General features: G+C 46.7%; 19 protein-coding genes and 1 pseudogene. 18 read left to right on the top strand and 2 right to left on the bottom strand.

What is annotated here, in order from left to right; translation table 11 throughout:
• Positions 1 to 14: 14 nt before the first annotated feature.
• Positions 15 to 743: a potassium-transporting ATPase subunit KdpC gene (gene kdpC, locus NLX82_RS08345; protein ID WP_254347772.1), complete on the top strand. Its 729-nt coding sequence runs from the start codon at positions 15 to 17 to the stop codon at positions 741 to 743.
• Positions 744 to 909: 166 nt separating this feature from the next.
• Positions 910 to 1800 (top strand): GNAT family N-acetyltransferase, encoded by an 891-nt coding sequence (locus NLX82_RS08350; RefSeq protein WP_053324900.1) that lies wholly within the window; start codon positions 910 to 912, stop codon positions 1798 to 1800.
• A gap of 79 nt (positions 1801 to 1879) precedes the next feature.
• Here the strand turns inward: NLX82_RS08350 and NLX82_RS08355 are convergent, their stop codons facing one another.
• Complete coding sequence (locus NLX82_RS08355) at positions 1880 to 3199, bottom strand: Nramp family divalent metal transporter (RefSeq protein ID WP_023987609.1); 1320 nt, start codon at positions 3197 to 3199, stop codon at positions 1880 to 1882.
• A 642-nt stretch (positions 3200 to 3841) separates the two neighbouring features.
• Here NLX82_RS08355 and NLX82_RS08360 point away from each other — a divergent pair.
• The 3 genes from NLX82_RS08360 to NLX82_RS08370 all read left to right on the top strand — a co-directional run bounded on the left by NLX82_RS08360 (position 3842) and on the right by NLX82_RS08370 (position 5267).
• On the top strand, positions 3842 to 4261 hold the full coding sequence (locus tag NLX82_RS08360; protein WP_013309264.1) for an organic hydroperoxide resistance protein: 420 nt from the start codon (positions 3842 to 3844) through the stop codon (positions 4259 to 4261).
• 123 nt (positions 4262 to 4384) lie between these two features.
• Positions 4385 to 4711 carry a hypothetical protein gene (locus NLX82_RS08365; protein WP_025722703.1) on the top strand — a complete coding sequence of 109 codons (327 nt, stop codon included), beginning with the start codon at positions 4385 to 4387 and terminating at the stop codon, positions 4709 to 4711.
• 130 nt (positions 4712 to 4841) lie between these two features.
• Positions 4842 to 5267, top strand: a complete 426-nt coding sequence (locus tag NLX82_RS08370) for a thiol-disulfide oxidoreductase DCC family protein (protein ID WP_023987611.1) — start codon at positions 4842 to 4844, stop codon at positions 5265 to 5267.
• A 192-nt stretch (positions 5268 to 5459) separates the two neighbouring features.
• On the opposite strand, the gene NLX82_RS08375 is transcribed toward NLX82_RS08370, so the two are convergent.
• Positions 5460 to 6236, bottom strand: a complete 777-nt coding sequence (locus tag NLX82_RS08375) for a DUF3153 domain-containing protein (RefSeq protein WP_075153921.1) — start codon at positions 6234 to 6236, stop codon at positions 5460 to 5462.
• Between the two features lie 236 nt (positions 6237 to 6472).
• Between NLX82_RS08375 and NLX82_RS08380 the strand changes: the two genes are divergently transcribed.
• The 13 genes and pseudogenes from NLX82_RS08380 (at position 6473) to NLX82_RS08445 (ending at position 21309) form a co-directional block, all read left to right on the top strand.
• On the top strand, positions 6473 to 7444 hold the full coding sequence (locus NLX82_RS08380) for a metal ABC transporter solute-binding protein, Zn/Mn family (RefSeq protein WP_076158184.1): 972 nt from the start codon (positions 6473 to 6475) through the stop codon (positions 7442 to 7444).
• Positions 7445 to 7458: 14 nt separating this feature from the next.
• On the top strand, positions 7459 to 8223 hold the full coding sequence (locus tag NLX82_RS08385; protein ID WP_023987614.1) for a metal ABC transporter ATP-binding protein: 765 nt from the start codon (positions 7459 to 7461) through the stop codon (positions 8221 to 8223).
• A gap of 5 nt (positions 8224 to 8228) precedes the next feature.
• Positions 8229 to 9158 carry a metal ABC transporter permease gene (locus NLX82_RS08390; RefSeq protein ID WP_023987615.1) on the top strand — a complete coding sequence of 310 codons (930 nt, stop codon included), beginning with the start codon at positions 8229 to 8231 and terminating at the stop codon, positions 9156 to 9158.
• Positions 9155 to 10042, top strand: coding sequence for a metal ABC transporter permease (locus NLX82_RS08395; RefSeq protein ID WP_023987616.1), 888 nt, complete (start codon positions 9155 to 9157; stop codon positions 10040 to 10042). Before NLX82_RS08390 ends, NLX82_RS08395 begins: the two co-directional genes overlap by 4 nt.
• A gap of 219 nt (positions 10043 to 10261) precedes the next feature.
• Entirely contained in the window at positions 10262 to 12589 is a 2328-nt protein-coding gene (locus NLX82_RS08400) for a histidine kinase (protein ID WP_076158179.1), read from the top strand.
• Positions 12590 to 13106: 517 nt separating this feature from the next.
• The gene (locus tag NLX82_RS08405) at positions 13107 to 14273 is read left to right on the top strand and encodes a P-loop NTPase family protein (RefSeq protein ID WP_076158175.1); all 1167 of its coding nucleotides are present in this window, start codon (positions 13107 to 13109) and stop codon (positions 14271 to 14273) included.
• A 15-nt stretch (positions 14274 to 14288) separates the two neighbouring features.
• On the top strand, positions 14289 to 15536 hold the full coding sequence (locus NLX82_RS08410; protein ID WP_076158172.1) for a TadA family conjugal transfer-associated ATPase: 1248 nt from the start codon (positions 14289 to 14291) through the stop codon (positions 15534 to 15536).
• A complete protein-coding gene (locus NLX82_RS08415; RefSeq protein ID WP_053324906.1) occupies positions 15533 to 16324 on the top strand; it encodes a type II secretion system F family protein in 792 nt (263 codons plus the stop codon). Before NLX82_RS08410 ends, NLX82_RS08415 begins: the two co-directional genes overlap by 4 nt.
• Positions 16325 to 16330: 6 nt before the next feature.
• A complete protein-coding gene (locus tag NLX82_RS08420; RefSeq protein WP_081326375.1) occupies positions 16331 to 17215 on the top strand; it encodes a type II secretion system F family protein in 885 nt (294 codons plus the stop codon).
• Positions 17216 to 17228: 13 nt separating this feature from the next.
• A complete protein-coding gene (locus NLX82_RS08425) occupies positions 17229 to 17420 on the top strand; it encodes a Flp1 family type IVb pilin (RefSeq protein WP_023987623.1) in 192 nt (63 codons plus the stop codon).
• Positions 17420 to 18088, top strand: coding sequence for a TadE family protein (locus NLX82_RS08430; protein WP_023987624.1), 669 nt, complete (start codon positions 17420 to 17422; stop codon positions 18086 to 18088). Before NLX82_RS08425 ends, NLX82_RS08430 begins: the two co-directional genes overlap by 1 nt.
• 40 nt (positions 18089 to 18128) lie before the next feature.
• Positions 18129 to 20345, top strand: a pseudogene (locus tag NLX82_RS27905) (hypothetical protein).
• Positions 20314 to 21309, top strand: coding sequence for a TadE/TadG family type IV pilus assembly protein (locus tag NLX82_RS08445; RefSeq protein WP_254347778.1), 996 nt, complete (start codon positions 20314 to 20316; stop codon positions 21307 to 21309). The pseudogene NLX82_RS27905 and the gene NLX82_RS08445 overlap by 32 nt, the downstream one beginning before the upstream one ends.
• Positions 21310 to 21322: the final 13 nt, after the last annotated feature.

Raw genomic sequence — 21322 nt, forward strand, 5'->3', positions numbered from 1 at the left:
AAAGGGTGAGCGACATGAGTGGTTTTTATCGGATGATGTCTGGACGCAGATTTACTGCGCACGAAAAAGCCGAATCTGGCGGGCAAGGTCATAACAAACGTACAGGGACCGGGACAGTGTCAGAAGGACAACCGGAGAGACAAGAGATGCGAGGAAGTGCAGTTATTGGAGTGGCTTTGCGAACTTCAGTGCTGATGATTCTCTTGTGCGGTTTGGCATATCCGCTAGCCAGTACAGGAGTAGCACAGGTTCTGTTTCCACAGCAAGCAAACGGCAGTATGCTTCGTGACGCGGAGGGGCGGGTGGTCGGCTCCGAACTGATTGGGCAGTCCTTTGCCGATTCGGCGTTTTTTCAAGGTCGGGTATCGAGCGTTGATTACAATGGGGCTGGTTCAGGCTCAAGTAACTACGCGCCGTCGAATCCAGCCTTGATACAGCGAGTCAAGGACTCTATTGCGGATTGGCAGAAGCATAACCCGGATGTACCCGTCAGTCAGGTTCCGGTGGACCTGATTACGAACTCCGGCTCCGGTCTGGACCCGCACATCTCGCCACAGGCGGCACGGGTGCAAATTCCGCGCATTAGTGGCTTGACGGGTATCCCGCAGGATCGACTGAGAGCACTGGTGCAGGAGCAGACAGAAGGCCGCAGCGCAGGGGTGTTCGGCGAGCCACGTGTGAACGTGCTCAAGCTGAATCACGCGCTTAAGGAGCAAATGAAGGTAGAGCCTGCCAAGCGTTGAGAATATAATAAATTGATTTGTCTGATAATTAAGTTAAAATAGTACTCATATATGATCAAGGAGGCGGTCCAAATGGTAACGATGAATAAGCGGACAGACTATAGAAGGACAGCGCCTACTCGTCCATAAACTGCGTGGTTTCTTCTTGATGAGGGTAACCAATAATATGCAAGATTATAAATTTTTTAAAATGAATGATTTTTCAGATCATCAGATTGCTCGAATACGAATGTTGGAACAACTATGCAAGAATTTCGACGGATCAAGTTTAAGAGTGGGCATAGAAAGCCTTAAAGAAAATGGTGGAGATAAAGCGATCCTTTGCCAATTGGGCAACCAGTTGATTGGCTATCTCAGTTGGTATACATCAGATGAAATCGAAGCTAATATTAACGCTATGGTTCATCCTAATTATCGGCGCCAGGGTGTATTCCGCACCTTAATGTACAATGCTGCAGCTGAGATACAATTACAAGGCATCAAAGCATGTCGCATCAGAATCCCGTCCAATTCAATACCTGGAATAGATTGTGTGAAGCACTTGGGGGCCAACTTTAGTACGTCTGAATTCTCCATGAATTTAAATCGGTTCCAATCTGATAGGTTACATCAATCCGGCTTAGTTTTGCGGCTAGAAGAAGATCAGGATTTTGATTTTATGGTTGAATGTTCATCGCAAGCTTTTGGTGATTCCGAGTCTTGCACAAAGAACTATTTTAAGCATACGAGAGAACCAGAACGTGTAACTTACCTCGCTGTAGATAGACTGACACCGGTCGGAATGATTCGAGTCAATCATGTTCATACGGATACAGCTGTTATTCATGATTTCTGTGTACATCCATTATACCAAGGCAAAGGGTATGGCCGTGAAATTCTTGCTTGTTTGGTGAAAATCTTGCTTGCCAAGCAGTACACTAAGATTCGACTAGGAGTAGTTACGCAAAATGAGCGTGCCTTGAACCTCTATCGGTCAATAGGGTTTGAGATTTCTGCCGAGTCTCATTATTATGTGAGTGCTATACAAAATTTAATTTATACAGGACAAATAAAATAGGATGAACAAAAAAAAGGTATCTCGCTGCCATTGGGGCAAGTGAGATACCTTTTTAATATATTCATATATTGGCTACCGATTAACCTGAAATCGTTTGGATGATGAGCACTACATTCAAGATGATAATAACAGCGGTCACGATCCAGGTTAATACTTTTTGCCACATTTTATTTGCGAATTCACCCATAATCTTTTTGTCGCTGGTAAAGAGCAGTAATGGAATGATGGCAAAGGGAAGCTGGATGGACAGGATGACCTGGCTCAGCACAAGCAGTTCCTCCGCACCTTTTTCACCTGCGATTGCAGTGACGATAACCGCTGGAATGATCGCGATGAGTCGGGTCACCAGACGACGCAACCAAGGTGAAAGACGAAGATTGAGAAAGCCCTCCATCACGATTTGTCCAGCTAAAGTGCCTGTAACGGTTGAATTTTGACCTGAGGCGAGTAACGCCACCCCAAATAGTATGCTCGCCAGTGTGGTTCCCAGTAGTGGCGAAAGCAGATAATAGGCATCACTAATTTCGGCTACATCTGTTCTTCCTGCCGTATGGAATACAGCAGCTGCCACGATCAAGATGGCGGCATTAATAAATAAAGCGAACATCAGCGCTATACTGGAATCCCAAGTTGCAAATGTAATAGCTTCCCGTTTACCTGCTGAAGTCTGCTCAAATTTGCGAGTTTGTACAATAGAAGAATGCAGATACAGGTTATGCGGCATTACCGTAGCGCCCATAATACCGATGGCAATATACAGCATGCTTGGATTCGTCAAAATTTGCGAGTCAGGTACAAAGCCGCCCAATACGCCGCCCCATTCCGGTTGTGCCAAAAGGAGATTAATGCCAAAACAGCCGGCAATCGTCGCCATCAGCACAATGACAAGTGTTTCCAATGCCCGAAAACCTTTGTTTTGCAGCAGTAAAATGAGCATAACATCAAATGCTGTAATGATAACTCCGTATAGTAACGGTAGACCGAACAGCAACTTCAGCGCAATGGCTGAACCGATGACCTCGGCCAAATCCATGGCTGCAATGGCAATTTCGCACAATAGCCATAAGCCGATCGCGACAGGACGACTATAGGCATCACGGCACATTTGAGCTAAATCTTTACCTGTGGCGATGCCAAGCTTGCCAGATAAGGCTTGTAACAGGATGGCCATCAGGTTGGAGATTAGAATGACACTAAGCAGCGTGTAGCCGAATTTCGATCCGCCGGCGATGTCTGTGGCCCAGTTGCCGGGGTCCATATAGCCGACTGCGACCATATAGCCGGGTCCAGCAAAGGCAAGAAACTTCCGAAACCAGGTCCCGTCTTTCGGGACGCTCAAGGAACGATTCACTTCCGACAGTGAAGCGATTTCCGCGAAGTTGCCCTTTGTATTTTTCATACGCTTCACCTTCTTTATTGATGTTGAAATATATTATTAGTGACATAACGATTGTGTTATCCCTATTGTACACCCACAATAGTTTTTGTCTAGTGCAACTTTTGTGTGGTCAAGCAAGTTAATCGTATTTTTGAAGCAATATAGCCATCGTATAAAGCTGAACAATAGAAAAACCAAGCTATATCACTCTGATGGGAGCAGCTTGGTCGTTTTGGATTTTTTTTAAATTACATCTTTTAAATATTGCGGGAGAGCCGTGCAGCCAGTTCCTCAATTTCTTCCGAGGATAGTCCTGGGGAGAACATTTCTGGCTTTTCCTCCAAATCGGGGATGGAGCTCCTTCGGGAGGACCGTCTTTAACATACAAAGGTTGTCCATCTTCCGGGTGAACGCCGTTCCATATTTTATCAATTTCCTTGTAGTCATTCGGACTGAAACGATAAATAGCCCAGTGCAATCCTTTTTCTTCGAATTTACGCGTTTCAGGTGGAATTAAACGGTAAATAAATCAGTTAACTTCCATGTTTTAAATGATTCATTTTGTGTAGTTCGTTTAAAGTACATACGAGAAGGAAATCATGTATTAACATGACGATAGATTCCTGCGGAATGCAAATAATATAGAGAAGGAGAGATGAAATCATGGAAGCATTATACACAGCATCAGCAACGGTACATGGTGGAAGAGACGGTTCAGTCGCTTCATCTGATGGGGTTTTGAAGCATAAGCTCAGTACGCCGAAGGAACTGGGTGGCGCAGGTGGAGAAGCTACGAATCCGGAGCAATTGTTTGCGGCAGGTTATGGTGCCTGCTATGAGAGCGCATTGGCTAACGTGGCCCGAAAGGCTAAGGTGAAGGTGGATAATGTTGAGGTCACCAGCCACGTATCTATCGGCAAGGACCCAAGCGATGGCGGCTTCCAGCTGGCGGTACGTCTGGATGTGAAAATACCTGGTATTGAACGCGCCCAGGCCGAAGATTTGGCACGCCAAGCACATGATTTTTGTCCATACTCCAAAGCAACACGCGGTAACATTGATGTCGAGCTCAATGTCATTTGACTGCATTTCTATAACTTTTACACTCTGGCCGCCGATTTATTGGCGGCTTTTGCACATAGATCTTGATTAGCTGAGATTCGCGACCATTTGACATCATCGCCAAAATTCATTAAGATGGCTTAGGTGATTCTGGTCATCAGGTACGAAACAAATTTGAAAAATACGGGTGATATGATGTCTTACAGACCGAATATTGTTAATTTCACGCTGGCTGGCAGCAACGAAAAAGAAGGGCTTTATGAGTTTAAAATGAGTTTGGCCGATGGAACGGAGTGCCGCGTTTTTTCTCAACGTAATCCGGAGTGGACCTTGACGAATATTAGTCGACTGCTAACGACGCCTTGCCCGGTATGCCATAAGGATTTTATCTGCAAGTGTATGGATAAGTTCCATGAGGAGTTTTTAGAGCAAATTAATACGAAACAGCTGTTTGAGAAAGCATTGAGCTAGTTTTTCGAACAGGTAAAGACTATACATTTCTAAACAAGCGTCGGATACTTTCGGCGTTTTTTTGTTTATATTCATATGGTTGCGTTGCTGGTATTCATGCCGTTGATTTCTCTGGAGGTGAAATGCATTTATGAACCAGTCTGATCATGCCCATTCAGATCATTCCATTGTGTTGGTGGATGGGGTATGCCACTTTTGTCAGGGAGCGGCCCGCTTTATTATCAAGCGTGACCCTAAGGGAACATTTCATTTTGGTTCCCTGCAATCTGAGGCAGGACAAGAACTATTACGTGCAGGAGGACTATCTACAGATCAGTTGGATACGTTCGTGCTGATTGAAGACGGTACGTATTATACAAGGTCAACCGCAGCTTTGCGAATTGCCAAACGTCTTCGTTTTCCATATCCGCTGGCCTATGTGTTCATCCTGGTTCCCCGCTTTGTGCGCAATGCCGTCTATAACTGGGTGGCGCGTAACCGATATCGTTGGTTTGGCAAGGATGAAGAGGATCAATGTCAGATCCCCCCACCAGAAATTAGACAACGATTTTTTTAGAGGTTGTTCAAAAAGTCGTCTTTCCATAACGAAGCTAATCAAGAAGCGGATTCGACGTCGAATCTTGAATTCAGCCGGACCTTCCGTTGCTCACGTAGATCTGTCTACGCTCCGCTACTCAGTCCCTAGCTTCATCCAACCTTCTCGGTCCTGAAAAGCCGACTTTTTGAACACGCACTTTTAGTTGCTTTTTTAAGTTTCTTTTTTGGAGCGATGTCTACGAATTAGTAAGATCACAGCGATCACGATCAGTATCAGGCTCGTAACAGCTACATACACGATATGTCGTACATTGGGTACGTTAACAGACAATTTTAGCTCGTTAGATTCCAAAGGAGCAATGTCCCAATATAGTGTTTTTCCGTCTTCCGACACACGGTCCGCATTATTGGTAGCAGGTTGGATGGGTAAGGATAGGCTGAAGTTAAGATCCAGCTGCCGCTCCAGTAATTTGCGCGCAAACACATTCATTTGCTCAAATTTGTCACTCAGTCCTTGAGCTTCTTTAGGAAGCATCCGTGGTAGATCGAGCTTCATGGTAAGATCAATATTCGTTGTGAAAAAATGTTGACTCACAGCACGCTTTATTTCTAATCCCTCAGGTAGATTTAATCCCTGACTGGGATTTTTTTTGTTTGTGCTCCAATCTCCTTGATAATGTCCCTTGATTTGATATCCCTTTCTTCCCTGTTCAGCTAGCGGCTGTACATCTACATTGTTGCTTTGAATACGCTTGACTAATCGATCTAGCAGCCCGGGATTGTCCAACATCATCAGTGTCTGGTTGTTTACACTGAACGTTGCATCCATATCTACACTTTGATCGAGATGAACATCTACATGGATGTCACCTCGAGCACAGGAAGTTAGGGCAAGCAGACAGCACACCAGCATAAAAATGAGCAGTATTTTTCGTATCCGAACTTGCCGACGTTTGTTCCGATAAGGGCTGTATCCTGTTGGCTCCATGACCTGCACCTCTTTATATGTATTCTTTGGTTTAATGACTGGATATCTTCTATATATTACACATTGGGAGAACGAAAATCGAACGGTATAACGAAATACATAAGAATTATATTTTATAAAATGTTTCCCTAGGTAAAAACTTTAGTGTATACTCTAAAATATAGTATTGATAAAAAATAATTGAATCAAGGAAATAGTTTGTCCCAAAACGAATATTCAAAGGAGGATTTTAAAACATGAACAAGCAGTTTAAGAAGGCTTTGCCGCGATGGGTAACGACGGTTGGAGTGTTGTCTCTAGCTCTAGTTCTAGCGACTGCATGTACCGATGCTAAGAAGAAGGAGCAGGGAACTGCGAGAGAGGCGGGACAAAAAATAAAGGCTACGGCTACCATCGGTATGATCTCTGACATTGTCGGCAAGGTCGGCGGTGATCATGTGGAGGTCACGGGAATTATGAAGTCAGGCGTTGACCCGCATTTGTACAAGGCTTCTCAGGGAGATATGCGCAAGCTGGATCAGGCCGACGTTATTTTTTATAACGGGTTGCATCTGGAAGGAAAAATGCAGGACATTCTGGAGAAAATCAGCAAGCAAAAACCCGTCATACCCGTGTCCAAAAACATCGCCCAGGATCACTTGCGTGCAGGTAGCCCGGAAATGGGATCTGAGCATGATCCACATATCTGGTTTAACGTACAGAATTGGATGTCTGCGGTAGAAACCGTCAGAGATGAATTGTCGGCGCTAGACGCTGTTCATGCGGAGGAATATAAGGCCAACGCAGAAAGCTATCTTACTGAGCTGCGAGAGCTGGATGATTACACGAGAGAGCAGATTGCCAGTATACCGGAAGCCCAGCGCGTGCTTGTCACGGCACATGATGCTTTCGGCTATTTCGGAGATGCCTACCACATTCAAGTGAGAGGACTTCAAGGTATGAGCACAGAATCAGAAGCGGGTTCTCAAGATGTGACCAAGCTGCGAGATTATCTGGTCGAACATAAAATCAAGGCTATATTCGTAGAATCTAGTGTTCCGAGAAAGGCCATAGATGCGGTTATTCAGGGGGCCGCTCAGCAAGGTCATATAATTAAGGTTGGTGGCGAGCTGTATTCGGATGCCATGGGTGAAGAGGGCACAGAAGATGGAACATATATTGGAATGGTCAAGCATAACGTTAATACGATTGTTAAAGCTCTTAAATAAGGAGGCAGAGATACATGGGGCATTCACCACTTGTCGTTCGTGATTTATCGGTAGCTTATCAAAAAAAGCCCGTTTTGTTCGATGTTTCCTTTGAGGTGCCGGAAGGCAAGCTGATTGGTATTATCGGTCCGAACGGGGCTGGGAAATCTACACTGATCAAGGCAGCGCTTGGACTGATTCCAAAGCTTAGGGGCGAGGTGCTGGTCTACGGCAAGCCCTATAAGCAACAGCTACTCAAGGTTGGCTATGTACCACAGCGGGAGTCGGTGGATTGGGATTTTCCGACGAACGCATTGGATGTGGTTATGATGGGACGGTATGGCAGATTGGGCTGGTTTAAGCGTCCGGGAGCAGCAGATCGTCAGGCTGCGATGGAGAGTTTGGACAAGGTTGGAATGAGCAAATATGCAGACAGGCAGATTAGTCAATTGTCTGGCGGTCAGCAACAACGTGTTTTTTTAGCCAGAGCACTCGCGCAGGATGCTCAGCTTTATTTTATGGATGAACCGTTTGTCGGTGTGGACGCTGCAACAGAAAAAGCCATTATTTCATTGCTCAATGATCTGAAACAGCAGGGCAAAACCGTGCTTGTCGTTCATCATGATTTATCTACAGTCACGGATTATTTTGATCAGGTTATGCTGTTGAACGGGCATCTTATGGCGTTTGGAGAGACGACAGATATTTTTACCGAGGAAAATCTGCAGCGTACGTATGGCGGGCGTCTGAGTATACTCAAAACAGGCCCGGATTCCGGTACGATACTCGGAGTGAGGTGAGCAGTATGACAAGCTTGGCAACGCTTTTGACCGACCCAAACATGCAGTGGATTTTGCTGGGCTGCATTTTGCTCGGTTTAAGCAGCGGGGTGATTGGCAGTTTTATGTATTTGCGCAAGCAGTCGCTCATGGGAGATGCTTTGGCACATGCGGCTTTGCCGGGGGTATGTGTGGCTTTTATGATCACAGGTACAAAATCAGTGTTTGGATTTATGATTGGGGCCGCTATTGCGGGGATTGTTGCTACCTTTGCCATCAGTGCATTAACCCGGTATTCACGAATTAAAAGCGATTCCGCGATTGCAGCGGTGCTGTCGGTATTTTTTGGCTTCGGCATTATGTTGTTGACCGAAATTCAGCATAGTGGCGCAGGCAACCAAAGCGGATTGGATAAATTTCTATTTGGTCAAGCTGCGGCAATGGTATTGTCTGATGTCTATACGATGGCGGTAATTTCGGTGGTACTCATCGGAATATGTATATTATTTTTCAAGGAATTTAAGCTGCTCAGCTTTGATCCCGGCTTTGCCCGCGGACTTGGTTTTCCGGCAGGTTTGCTGGATAAGTTGTTGATGCTAATGATTGTCATTGCGGTGGTTGCTGGCATTCAGGCCGTGGGAGTCATTATGATGGCTGCCCTGCTGATTACCCCGGCCGTGTCGGCAAGATACTGGACAGAGAAGCTGGGTGTCATGGTATGCCTATCAGGCTTGTTTGGTGCTATAGCAGGCCTTGGTGGGACGGTCATTAGCTCTCTGGGACAAAATCTGCCTACAGGACCGTTATGCGTGTTGTGTGCGACTGTGGTGTTTGGAGTGAGCTTGATTTTTGCGCCGCAGCGCGGGATGATCTCCAAGGCTATCGTTCGGTTGAACGCCAGAAAAAATCTGGAGCAGACAGTCGGAACACAGCCAAGGGAGGAGCGTGCCCTATGAGTTCATTTTATGTAATTTTGACGGGAATGTTAGTGGCAGGGGGATGTAGTATCGTTGGGTGCTTTCTCGTGCTCCGAAAAATGGCTATGATCGGTGATGCAATCAGTCATGCGGTATTGCCGGGGATTGTCATTGCCTTTCTCATCAGCGGATCGAGGGATTCGGTGTGGATGATGTTTGGTGCGGCTGTGCTGGGTCTTCTAACGGTGTACCTGATTCAGCTATTCCAACAAAGCGGTCTGCAAAGTGATGCTGCCATTGGCGTGGTGTTTACGACATTGTTTGCTATCGGTGTTTTGCTGATCAGTGTGTTTGCTTCCAATGCCCATCTGGATATGGATCACGTTTTGTATGGGGAAATTGCTTATGTGCCGTGGAATACGTTAGAAATAGCCGGCTTCGATGTCGGTCCGAGGGCTGTGTGGATTACGGGCGCGATGTTTTTGATCAATTTGCTCGTGATAGGGGGCTTTTTCAAGCAATTTAAAATCACTTCCTTCGATCCCGCCTTGGCAGCTTCATTAGGCATTCCAGTTGTTTTATTTCATTATCTACTGATGAGTCTCGTCTCACTAACGACGGTGGCGTCATTTGAGAGCGTGGGTGCAATTCTGGTGGTTGGCATGCTCGTTGTACCGCCTCTTACCGCTTATTTGCTGACGGAGAAGTTGTCCCATATGATTGTATACAGCGTCGGATTTGGGGCGATCAGTTCGGTCGTAGGCTTTTACACAGCAAGTGTATTGGATGCTTCTATTGCAGCATGTATGCTGTGTGTATCGGGTGTGTTGCTGCTTTTAGCTTTTCTCTTTTCCCCGTCTCACGGTGTGGTATGGCAAAAGTTATTTCAACAACGGGGGATCGTTGGCGAAGATAGCAAGTGATTGTAGGAAGTGATCCCATATGAGTTACCCAAAATAGCGTGCATTCAGGCATAAGAGACCTGAATGCACGTTTTTTTGCGCTTATACTGCCCTGTGCGGCTTTTTTTGGGGCAAGCTTGATTGATCATCTTGAATTGATTGGGACACGGGAGTACATTCATTACAACCATATAAGAATGGACGGAACAAACAAGCGGCACGCTGTGGGGAGGAACGAAAGTGGAGAGCTTCAAACGTAAATCACCAGAGGAAATACTGGATTCGATTAACAAACTGCATCGAGGCAGACTCAAAATATACATGGGTGCGGTCAGTGGCTCGGGCAAGACGTATCATATGCTGCAGGAGGGACAATCGCTGCAGCATGAAGGTATTGATGTTGTGATTTGTGCGGTCTCAACCATGCAGCGGCCTGTGACCGTGGAACAGGTCGGCACGCTGGAGCGAGTGCCTAGCATTCATTGGATAAAAGATGGTGAGGAGCAAAAGGATCTGAATGTGGAGGCTTTGGTGGCACGAAATCCCGAGGTGGTACTGGTGGATCATTTGGCACATCATAACCGGAAAGACGCCCTATTTCCAACACGGCTGGAGGATATTCGGTATTTGCTGGAGCAGGGAATTAGCGTCATTACGACGGTCAATGTTTATGAACTCGAGGGAATTACGGAGTGGGTGTATCAGCTGACAGGCTTTGAAGCGGAATATACGGTTCCGGTTGATACACTGGAGCTGGCGGATGAAATTCGTCTGATTGATGCTACCCCGGAAATGATTTTGGAACGGCTGGCGAAAGGCTACATGCATACGCCGAATCCTGAGATGTTTCACCGGGGAAATCTGGGTAAATTGCGTGAGCTTGCCCTGCGATTGGTAGCAGAGGATGTGAACGATTCGCTGGAACGGCACCGGGAGGAGTTAGGCTTACACGGGGCGTCAGGAGCCGCAGAGCGTATTTTGGTACCTGTCCAATATCATTGGAATGGGTCCATTTATGTACGTAGGGGGGAACAGGTCGCCAAGCGGTTGGGTGGAGATATGCTAGTGGTCTCCTTTGTCAGCTCGAAGCGCAAACTGTCCAAGGAATCAGCTGCCTTCAAGCGTTCAATTGAGAAATTGGCTGACAAGATCGGATCAACATTTGAAGAAATCCCGCTTTTTTCCCGCAGAAGGTTGCCTCGTCAACTGATTCATTATGCGGTGACGCACAATGTTACCCGAATTGTTATGGGGCATTCTCGGCAGACGCCGTGGCAGGAGCTGATGAAAGGATCGCTTGTGAACGGGATTTTAAAACGAATGAAAAATATGGATTTGCTGCTGATTGCGGACCGGGCCGAGCAGGAGGGTGAGCGGATTTTGCCAACAATGAGACAGGAGGAGGGAGATAACGATCCGTATCATCGTTTGAGCGTTGAGGAAGCACAGGCTGAGGCAGCCAAAATCCTGCGGGGCAAGCTCAAGGTATACATTGGCGCTGCTCCGGGGGTCGGCAAAACATACACGATGCTGAGAGAGGGGAATGATCTGCTGGAGAGTGGGATCGATGTAGTTATCGGATTGCTGGAAACGCACGGAAGAGCAGAAACACTGGCCCAGGTAGGATCTCTGAAGATGATACCCCGTCAGTCCATCGAGCGCCATGGCGCACACTTGGAAGAAATGGACACGGAATCCATTCTCAGGCGTAATCCCGAGGTGGTGCTTATTGATGAGCTGGCACATACCAACGTTCCCGGAAGTATGAGATCTAAGCGCTATGAGGATGTGCTTACCATTTTGGAACAAGGTATTTCTGTGATATCCACAATGAATGTACAGCATCTGGAGAGCTTGAATGATGCGGTAGAACAGATTACTGGTATACGAGTGAGAGAGACTGTTCCCGACCATATGATGCGTCTGGCCGATGAAGTACAGCTTGTTGATGTGGCTCCCAAATCGTTGCAGCAGCGTATGCGTGAGGGCAAAATATACGATCCTGCGAAGGTGGAACAGGCACTTAGCCATTTTTTTAAACTGGGCAATCTGATTGCGTTGCGTGAACTTGCTTTGCGGGAATTGGCAGATGACGTAGATGAGCGGCTGGAATCCTGGGATCGACACGAATCACTTCGGGGACCTTGGCGCAGGGAGGAAGTGATCTTCGTAGGCGTGACGCTAAGCGAAAATGCTGAAAGGCTGATTCGCCGCGGTTTTCGTATCGCCTTTCGTCTGAAGGCTGTGTGGATTGTGACTTATGTTCATGTCGGTGAGCGTATGCCCGAGAGACTGAACCCTCGTCTGGAACAACTAAAGTTGCTGACCCACCGACTGGGGGGAACCTTTGAGATACGGCTTGTTTCCAGCCGAAGCGAGATTGCCGACATTTTGATTGCTCCAGTGGAAGGATATTCAGGTACGCAGCTCATCGTGGGGCAGTCTTCCCTAAGTAGCCGTTGGGGGAAGGCTGCGGTTGTGCCGAGGATTCTCCGTCAAGCACGTCATATGGATGTTCTAATTGTGGCGGATTATGATCCGGATATTAAGCTGGAGGTAGATCGTTAATTCGCCCAGTAAATTCATAAATAGTCATATGATGGTTACCGATGGTTCGCTGCTTCCATAGTATATTCTATCTCAAAGAAATGGAGGCGAATTAAAAATGTTTAAACATTGTCATTTGCGTAAGCCAAAAAAACGTATCTTTAAGAAGATCATTAAGGTGACTGTCATTAAGTTTAAACCTAAATTTAAACATGATCACCGGAAACATGAAGATTTTGATAAGAAATGTCATTGCCGGAAACGTCGCCATCACCGCCATCATCGTCATCATGACTGTCATCGTCGTCACCACAAATTCTACTAAGATGAAGATGCTAGGAGGCGGGGCTAGACTGCCCGCCTTCTCCTAGTACGAGGATTTTGGAAGATACTTGCACAAAAAATACTTGCTCTAATATAAGCGCTATGCTATTCTACCAGTAAATAGATTGCACGTGACGGAAGCACCGTTCACCAACCGTATGTACTTACGGATGGATGAACGGTGCTTTTTTGCGTTGTTGTGTTAGGGAAAGGGATGAGCGTTATAGTTCCAGTGAAAGTGGTATTGGCCGTAGAAAGCCGGGATTATATTGAGCCGCTGCTGAATTATGTTCACGGAAGCGAGTACGCCAGAAGGCTGAGAATCACGGCTTTTTCGCAACCGGAGGCATTTCATCAATACATGATGGAAACCAGTGGAATGAAAAGACCGGATGTGGTGGTAGGTGAAGCGGCTTTTTTGAATCTATGGACAGACAGGGAAGCTGCTGATATTCCTTGTTTGGTATTGCATGAGGGAGAACAAGTGAGCGAATATGGACAGCCTTTATTAAAGTATCAGCCTTTATCTGAGCTGGTCGGTTTTATTTTGGAAACGGCTAGACAGAGGTCGAACGGTCGGAAAAGTGTAAACAGTCGGGAAGGTGGAATGATTATCGGCATCGTAGCAGCTTCCGGTGGACTAGGCAAGACAACGGCCGCACTCAATATGTCCAAACAGCTGGGGAATGAGGGATATTCGGTATTCTATCTGAATCTGGAGACGGTGGATTCAAGCTCGTTGTTCACTGGTTCAGGCAGTGCTAGCGGAGCAGAAGGAGAAGGGCTGTCCAGGCTGCTCTATGATCTCAAGGCGGAGGGGAGTGAGGACATTCCATTATCCATGGCTTCCTACTGTATTCGTCGCCCTGAAATTCAGGCGGATACTTTTCAGCCTGTCTATAATCGCAAGGAGCTGACGGACATGACTTGTGATGAAGCGAAAGAGCTGATTCGAACGGTTGCCGAAAGTGGGCAGTATGATGTAGTGATCGTAGATGGCGATTCTGAAAAAGGTGATCGGGCTCAAGCCGTGCTTGAAGCTAGTCATAAGCTGATTTGGCTGCTGGCAGACGATTTAATGAGCATGCACAAGTGCGGATTATGGCTGGATGTTTTAGAAACCACGCAGCCTGAAGGGCTTGAAGACATGATATGCAAAACCAGCTTTGTGGTGAACCGCTATATGGGAACTATGATCAACTCATTACCTCGTGACTTCATGGAGCTAAACGGAGCGTTACCCTATATACCTTCATGGAAGCAGATGCAGCACCATGAGCTACTGCTTAGTTCACCGATTTATCAGCGGGAAATTCGTCATCTGTGCCACGAGCTGCTGAATGTGGACAGTGTAACACATCCGCCCGCCGTTTGGTCTTAAAAGGGGCTGATGAACATGAATGAGGAACGGTTTAAGGCATTGCGAGCAGATATCCGAAACGGGCTGGACGTAACGTCTTCGGTAAAGGATGCAGATCTGGTACGGCATATTGAAAATCGAATTTTACACGATGTAGAGCTGGTGGGCTTAACTTCCCGTGAGAAGCATGCACTCGTCCGCAAGATTTTTAACTCTTTCCGTGGGCTGGATGTACTCCAGCCATTGATTGATGACCCGACCGTTACGGAAATTATGATTAACAGTCACCGGGAAATTTTTGTGGAACGGGCTGGTGAAGTGATGCAGGTACCTGATCAATTTGAGTCCCGCGAGCGGCTGGAGGATTTAATCCAGACGATTGTAGCCGGGGTAAACCGAATTGTGAATGAGGCTTCCCCCATTGTGGATGCCCGGTTAAAGGATGGGTCACGCGTAAATATTGTGTTGCCTCCAGTTGCTCTCAAGGGTCCGACGATGACAATACGGAAGTTTCCCGAGCGTCCTATGACGATGGATGACTTGATACAAATGGGTGCGCTTGATGCAGAAACCGCTGCTATGCTCAAGGACTTGGTACGTAGCAAGTACAACATTTTTATAAGCGGAGGAACGGGGTCTGGTAAAACAACTTTTCTGAATGCATTATCCCAGTTTATCCCGTCGTCTGAACGGATTATTACCATTGAAGACTCAGCAGAGCTGCAAATTGTGACGGTCCCTAATCTAGTTTCCATGGAAACACGGAATGCGAACACCGAGGGGAAGGGAGAAATCACAATTCGTGATCTGATTCGTTCCTCCCTGCGTATGCGGCCCAACCGCATTGTGGTGGGTGAGGTCCGGGGAAGTGAGGCATTGGATATGCTGCAAGCGATGAATACAGGACACGATGGATCTTTGTCAACTGGGCATGCGAATAATATCCGCGATATGGTCAGCCGGCTGGAAACGATGGTGCTCGGAGGGGCAGAGCTTCCGCTTGGAGTAGTACGGCAGCAGATCAGCTCGGCCATTGATATATTCGTTCATCTGTCACGGATGCGCGACAAATCCAGACGAGTACTGGAAATTAGCGAAGTGATTGGTTTTGAAAATGGTGAGGTGACGCTTAATCCCCTTTATCGTTTTCAGGAACGAGGAGAAAGTAAGGGGCGAATCGTAGGAGGTCTGGAACGTTGTGGCGAGGGTCTGCAACATACTTTGAAGCTGCAAATGGCCGGGATCAATCCGGAAAGCTGGCACAGGGGAGGAGTATCAGCGTGAAGCCAGGAAAAACGACTGCCAAGCAAGTATCACATGAGATCCCTTCTCTGCCAGATTATACGGTGTATACATTATCGACAGTACAAAAAAGTCTGTGCATATTGTTTAGTGGCGTGCTGTTTGCGATGATCGGCTATCTATTTTATCACCAATGGATATTATCGTTGCTGTGCGCTGCCGGGGCTGGGGTGACGCCTCGTTATTTTAGGCAATTTTTGCTGCATCGACGCAGGTCTGCTCTAAGCATCCAATTCAAGCAGGCTTTATATTCACTCTCGTCTTCTCTTTCAGCGGGAAGGTCGGTGGAGAATGGTTTTCGTGAGGCTGTAGAGGATTTGAGGTTGCTTAGTCCGGATGGAGATCACGACCTGATTTTTGAATTTAACATTATTACCGCCTGTCTCGAAATCGGACAGCCTGTAGAGGCTGCTTTGCAGGATTTGGCCCGTCGGGCGCAAATGGAGGATATTACGAATTTTGCGGACGTATTTGCGGCTTGCAAGCGAACCGGAGGTGATCTGGTGGAAGTTGTACGACGAGCTTCAAGTGTCATTGGTGAGAAGTTGGAAATTCAGCAGGAGATCGGTGTAATGATTGCGCAGAAACGTTTTGAATCGAGGGTTATGTTTGCGGCGCCTTTTTTGTTTGTATTGTTTATGACGATGACAGCGGGTGATTACATGATGCCCTTATACAGCGGTACAGGTATGATTTTATCAACCTTTTGTTTATTGGTGCTTGGTGGGTGTCTTGTGTGGATCAATCACATTATGAAGATTGAAGTGTAAGGAGAGATGGGTGTGGTGATGTTGGTTTGTCTGGTCATGCTGGTTCTGCAAGTGGGAGGCTGGGTGGTGCTGAACCAGATGCATGGTGCTAAGTATGCGCATTTCCGCCATATGAAGCTGGAGGGACTGCGGCTGCAAAGACTTTCAGTCCCATTTGTACACATGATTCATGCTTCACGTGCTACTCACAGGCTGCCTTTGCTGATGTTCAAGCTCCAGCGTTCGGTGCAGAAGCTGTATGGTATGCGCAACAGCGGAGAAAAAACGATGCTTTTTCTGACAGAAATGTTGGGTTACGGATATATAATGGCTGCTGGTGGAGCTTTAATATCGCTTATGCTGGGCGGGGATGCGACCGGGCTGGTGCTCGGATTGGGACTTGGTATTCTGGTACCCATCGCGCTGATCAAGGATTTGCATGGGAAAGTACAGAAGCGGGAGCAGCAAATTTTAATGGAATTGCCTGAACTGTTGAGTAAAATGATGCTTCTAGTAGGTGCAGGTGAGACGGTACAACGGGCATTGCTACATTGCGTGGAACGTAAAGGGGCGGATACGGAACATCCGTTGTATCGAGAACTGAGGCAGACGGTGGCGGAATGGGAAAGTGGCTATTCCTTTCAACAGGCATTTGAGCACCTGAGTAAACGTTGTGGTATTCAGGAAATGACAGTATTTACGACGACAGTTTTGTTGAATATGAGGCGCGGCGGGAGCGATTTCGTGATGGCTTTACGTGAGTTATCCCAGACGTTATGGGGCAAGCGGACTTCAATTAGCCGCACAAGAGGGGAGCAGGCTTCATCTAAGCTAGTATTCCCGATGGCGCTGATTTTGCTAACGGTAATTGTGCTGGTGGGCGCTCCGGCTTTAATGATGATGAATATGTAGGAGGAATACAACGATGATGATATTAGTAACAGGCAGTATTCGTAAGTTGTACAAGGATGAGGATGGTCTGGGTACGTTAGAAATGATCCTGATCATTGCCATTCTGATTGCGGTGGCAATTATTTTTAAGGATCAGATCAAGAAAATTGTAGAAGGGCTTTTGAAAAAGGCGGATAAAAAAAGTAACGATTTTATGGATTCATAATGCTGCGTAAATTAGCACAAAAAGAGGACGGGAGCTTCTCCTTGGAAGCTTCCCTCGTCTTTCCCATTCTACTGCTGGTCATTTTTGTGATGTTATTTTTTTGCCTGTACATATATCAAAAATCTATATTGGTGCAGGTCGCTGCTACTGCTTCGGAAAGGGCCGCTTACAGTTGGGATAACAGCTTCAAGGACCCACGTACGGGAGCATTTACACAAGGGCAACGGGATTCTCTCTATTGGCGCCTGAAGGATGATGTTATGCTGGGAGCCCTGTTTGGCTGGACCGGAGCCAACAATCAGGAAAGTGTACAGGTTCCGGGCGGCAATGGGGGAGGCTCGTTACCTGCTCAGAAGCTGTCCAATGCAGAAAATAGAATGCCTGCGGGCATGCAGGGGCAGATGACATATGAGAACAGTATGATTCACCGTAAGGTGACCACAAAGTTAAATAAGATAGTGAAGGTGCCTTTGTTGAATCAGTTTTTAGATCAGACAGATTTGCAAGGGGAAATGAGCTCTGGCGTGGTCGAACCTGTGGAATGGATTCGTACGGTGGAGTTGGTCCGTTATTATGGTGCGAAGTTTATGGGCAGAGGATCAGGTGAAAAGGTAGATTCGGCAGTTGTAGGGAAAGTACTGATGCAATATGGTCAAAACGGTCAGTGAGAAGTAAGTAACGGGAATGTAACTGGAAAGGAGGAAGCGGGTGTTTGGTAAGGGACACAACACAAAGGACGGGGAATCAGGTGCTGTCACGGTCTTTTTAATTCTGATTTTGGCGGTCATGTTCGGTTTTATTGCTGTATTTATTGATTACGCGAGAATTGCTGCATTGCATGTGCAGACCGAACGGCTGACCCATGCGGCGGTTCGTTCAGTGATGTCTGCTTATGATCCGACATTACAACAGGAGTACGGTTTGTTTGCTTATGGCGAAGGCGGCGGAGAACAAATTATGGTCAAAGTGCTGAATGACAGCGCGCGGCGTACGGCACGCACAGAAACGCTACCGCTTATGAATATGAAGCTGGATTCTAGTTCCCTGCAAATGGAAAGGGAGCTTGGTAAATATGCCATATTTAACGAGCAGATCCGTGAAGAGATGAAGTATAAAGCACCTGTCGATTTTACGTTTGAAGTGCTCGAAAAGCTTAAGCCGCTCTCTCAAAATATGAAAGAGGCTTCTCATACGGTAGATTTGCTGAAAAGGCTGCAAAAGCTGTACGACAGACGAGAGGCCAAACTGGATGACATGCTGGAGAAGCAGCGTAAGGCAGGAGCTTATATGGAAGAGGTTCGCAAGCGGATTATTAAACAGAGGGGCACCTATATGCCCAATCAGTATATATGGGACCCGCTTGAGGTTGTAGCCGATATTGCCGCTCAATATAAGCATTACGTACATGTATATGAAGACAATAAGAAGAGTGTGGACGATGTTAAAATCATGCAGATGGAAAAATATGCACGTAGAGCGAGGGCAGCGCTTGATCGCCTGCGTCAGATCATGGTTCAGGCTGGAGAAGAACATGATAAGCTGCTTCTGGAAGCCAAGGAACCGTTAAGTGAGGCCCGACAGATTAATGAAGAGATGCGCAAAGTCATTGCCCAATATAAGCAGAGGGCGGCCAATGCAGGCTACGATGAGGTTTCAGCAGCCCCTACTCCAAGCGGAGCAGGCTCCAACGCAGATCCGTCGGTAGGAAGCGCACGGCAAAAAGCAGAGGATTTGTTGATTTCAGACAAGGAATTTGAGCAATGGGAAGCAGAAATCGAAAAGCAACGGACTTCTATAAATACTGCTAACAATAGAATAACGAGCATGATGCGTACCTTATCTTTTTATACAGATCCATTTTTGAATGCAGACATGCTCAAGCAAGAAGTCGCATCAACGCTCAAAGAGATAGATAAATACTTGAATGCGTATGCTTGGGTGGGACCTGCCAATGTACTCGACGGTGAAGCCAAAATGATGGATACGCGACGTGGACCGGACAAAGAACGCAAGAAAATGGAAAAAGAGGCGAAAAACAAGCTTAAACAAGCCTATCGGATCATTGAGGTTCTTTCCAAAAGTAAACAAAGTGCAGAACAATTCCAAAATCTGGAGCGGTATTACAATTAAAGTATTTCGTTTAACCAGTCTACATCCAGTCCATCTGTATCCGCTGATTTGCCCTATGACACCTATGATGCTGCGGGAGCTTCCATGGATAGTATGGATGGTCTATACGGGTCGGCATCCAATTTACTGACTCAACTGGGAGACGAGTTTTACCAGAATGAATACGCACTTTCTTACTTCCATCATGTGGATTTTAGCCGTTTTGGCAGTTTGGCCGGATCGGGTGGAAATGTGGGAAATGCTGCACAGATTTTGGGAGATCAGCTGGAGGTGAATAATCAGGAAGTTGAGTATATCCTGTATGGCTTCCATAATCCGACGGGTAATCTGGCATCCGCCTATGGAGAAATTTTTGCTATGAGACTTGCCATTCGAACAATGGAGGGATTGGTTAAAAACAGCTCAAAAGGTAATCCGCTGGTCGTTTTGGCGGCAGCTTTGTTATATGGAGTAGAAAAAGCGATAGAAGATATGATTATGCTGGCACAAAAGGGAGACGTGCCATTGTCTGATTTTCTGAAATTTCGAATGACATACAAGGATCATTTGCGATTGTTCCTGATGCTCCATAGCAATAATGAACGAAAAATGTCCCGTATGTTTGCTCTGATCCGCCTGAATACAGATGTCAATCCTGCTGAGCGGCAAACGTATGCAACGGGTGAGGTCAAGAATGGGATGAGGCTGTGGTTTCTACCTGGGGTAATGAAGATGCTCGGGACCGCCTCAAAAGAAGGCGAGAGTATTAAGGGAAGTGTGTACTATGTCACGAAAACAGCGCATTTTTCCTATTAATCGGTGTTTACGGAAAGTTTGTGGGCAGAAGCAATGTGAACAAGGAAGTATTGTTTTAGAAGCGTCACTGGTGTTGCCAATGTTTCTGTTTTTTATTATTTTTCTCATTTATATGGTTCAGATGACGCTGGTATCCACGGCCTTGCAGACCACCGCTTCAGAAGCGGTTAAGCAGGTTTCGACTAAAATCTACCCGGTGTCTCTAGCTGTGGAGGCGGCGTCCGCGAAAATAGATGCAGTCCGTGAACCGCTGGATGAATTGCCTAAGTTATCTGTGAGTGAATATGCAAGCCAATTCGCTGCCCAGTTGCCACCTCCAATTGGTGATTGGGTAGAACGCGCTGTTCAGGGCGGTCAAAAGCCGATGGAGGAGCTGAGGGGGCGATTTACGGAAGCTGCACTCGATCCTGTTCTGAAGCCGATGCTAAAGCCTTTTATGGAGGAAAGCATTCTGGAGTATGACCGTATTCATATAACGAGTGTACATGTACCTGCTCTTACAGGAACTAAGGACCCTTATTTTAGAGTAGAGTTATCGTATGAACTGCCGATGAAGGTCCCCTTTTTGTATCGCAGCATTGTGCTTCAAGCGGCGGCAGAGGAACGTCTCTGGATTGGGAACACAGGGGAGGGGACAGGTACAGGAGAGGCAACAGCGGATAAGGATGCGCAGCATTCCATACAGTTGCTCGTTAAGCCTGAACCTGCTGTGAAGGGTGTGTACAATTTGATCAAGGCCAAGGTTGAGCCTGGGACGAATGCTAATCTTTCTGTACTTTATAAGTCGGGCCAAAGCACGGCCCAGCATTTGGGCTGGACCTCTGCCAATGCGGACGGGATTATTGAATGGAACTGGTTTGTGGGAACGAACACAACACCCGGTCAATGGAGCTTTGTGATTGAAACAGAGGACGGTCAACGTATAGAAGTTCCGTTTACCGTGGAAAAGCCAGCTGATGGATAGATAGAATCGACTC

Origin of the sequence: Paenibacillus sp. A3M_27_13, from assembly GCF_024213315.1 — a bacterium.
GTDB lineage: Bacteria > Bacillota > Bacilli > Paenibacillales > Paenibacillaceae > Paenibacillus > Paenibacillus polymyxa_B.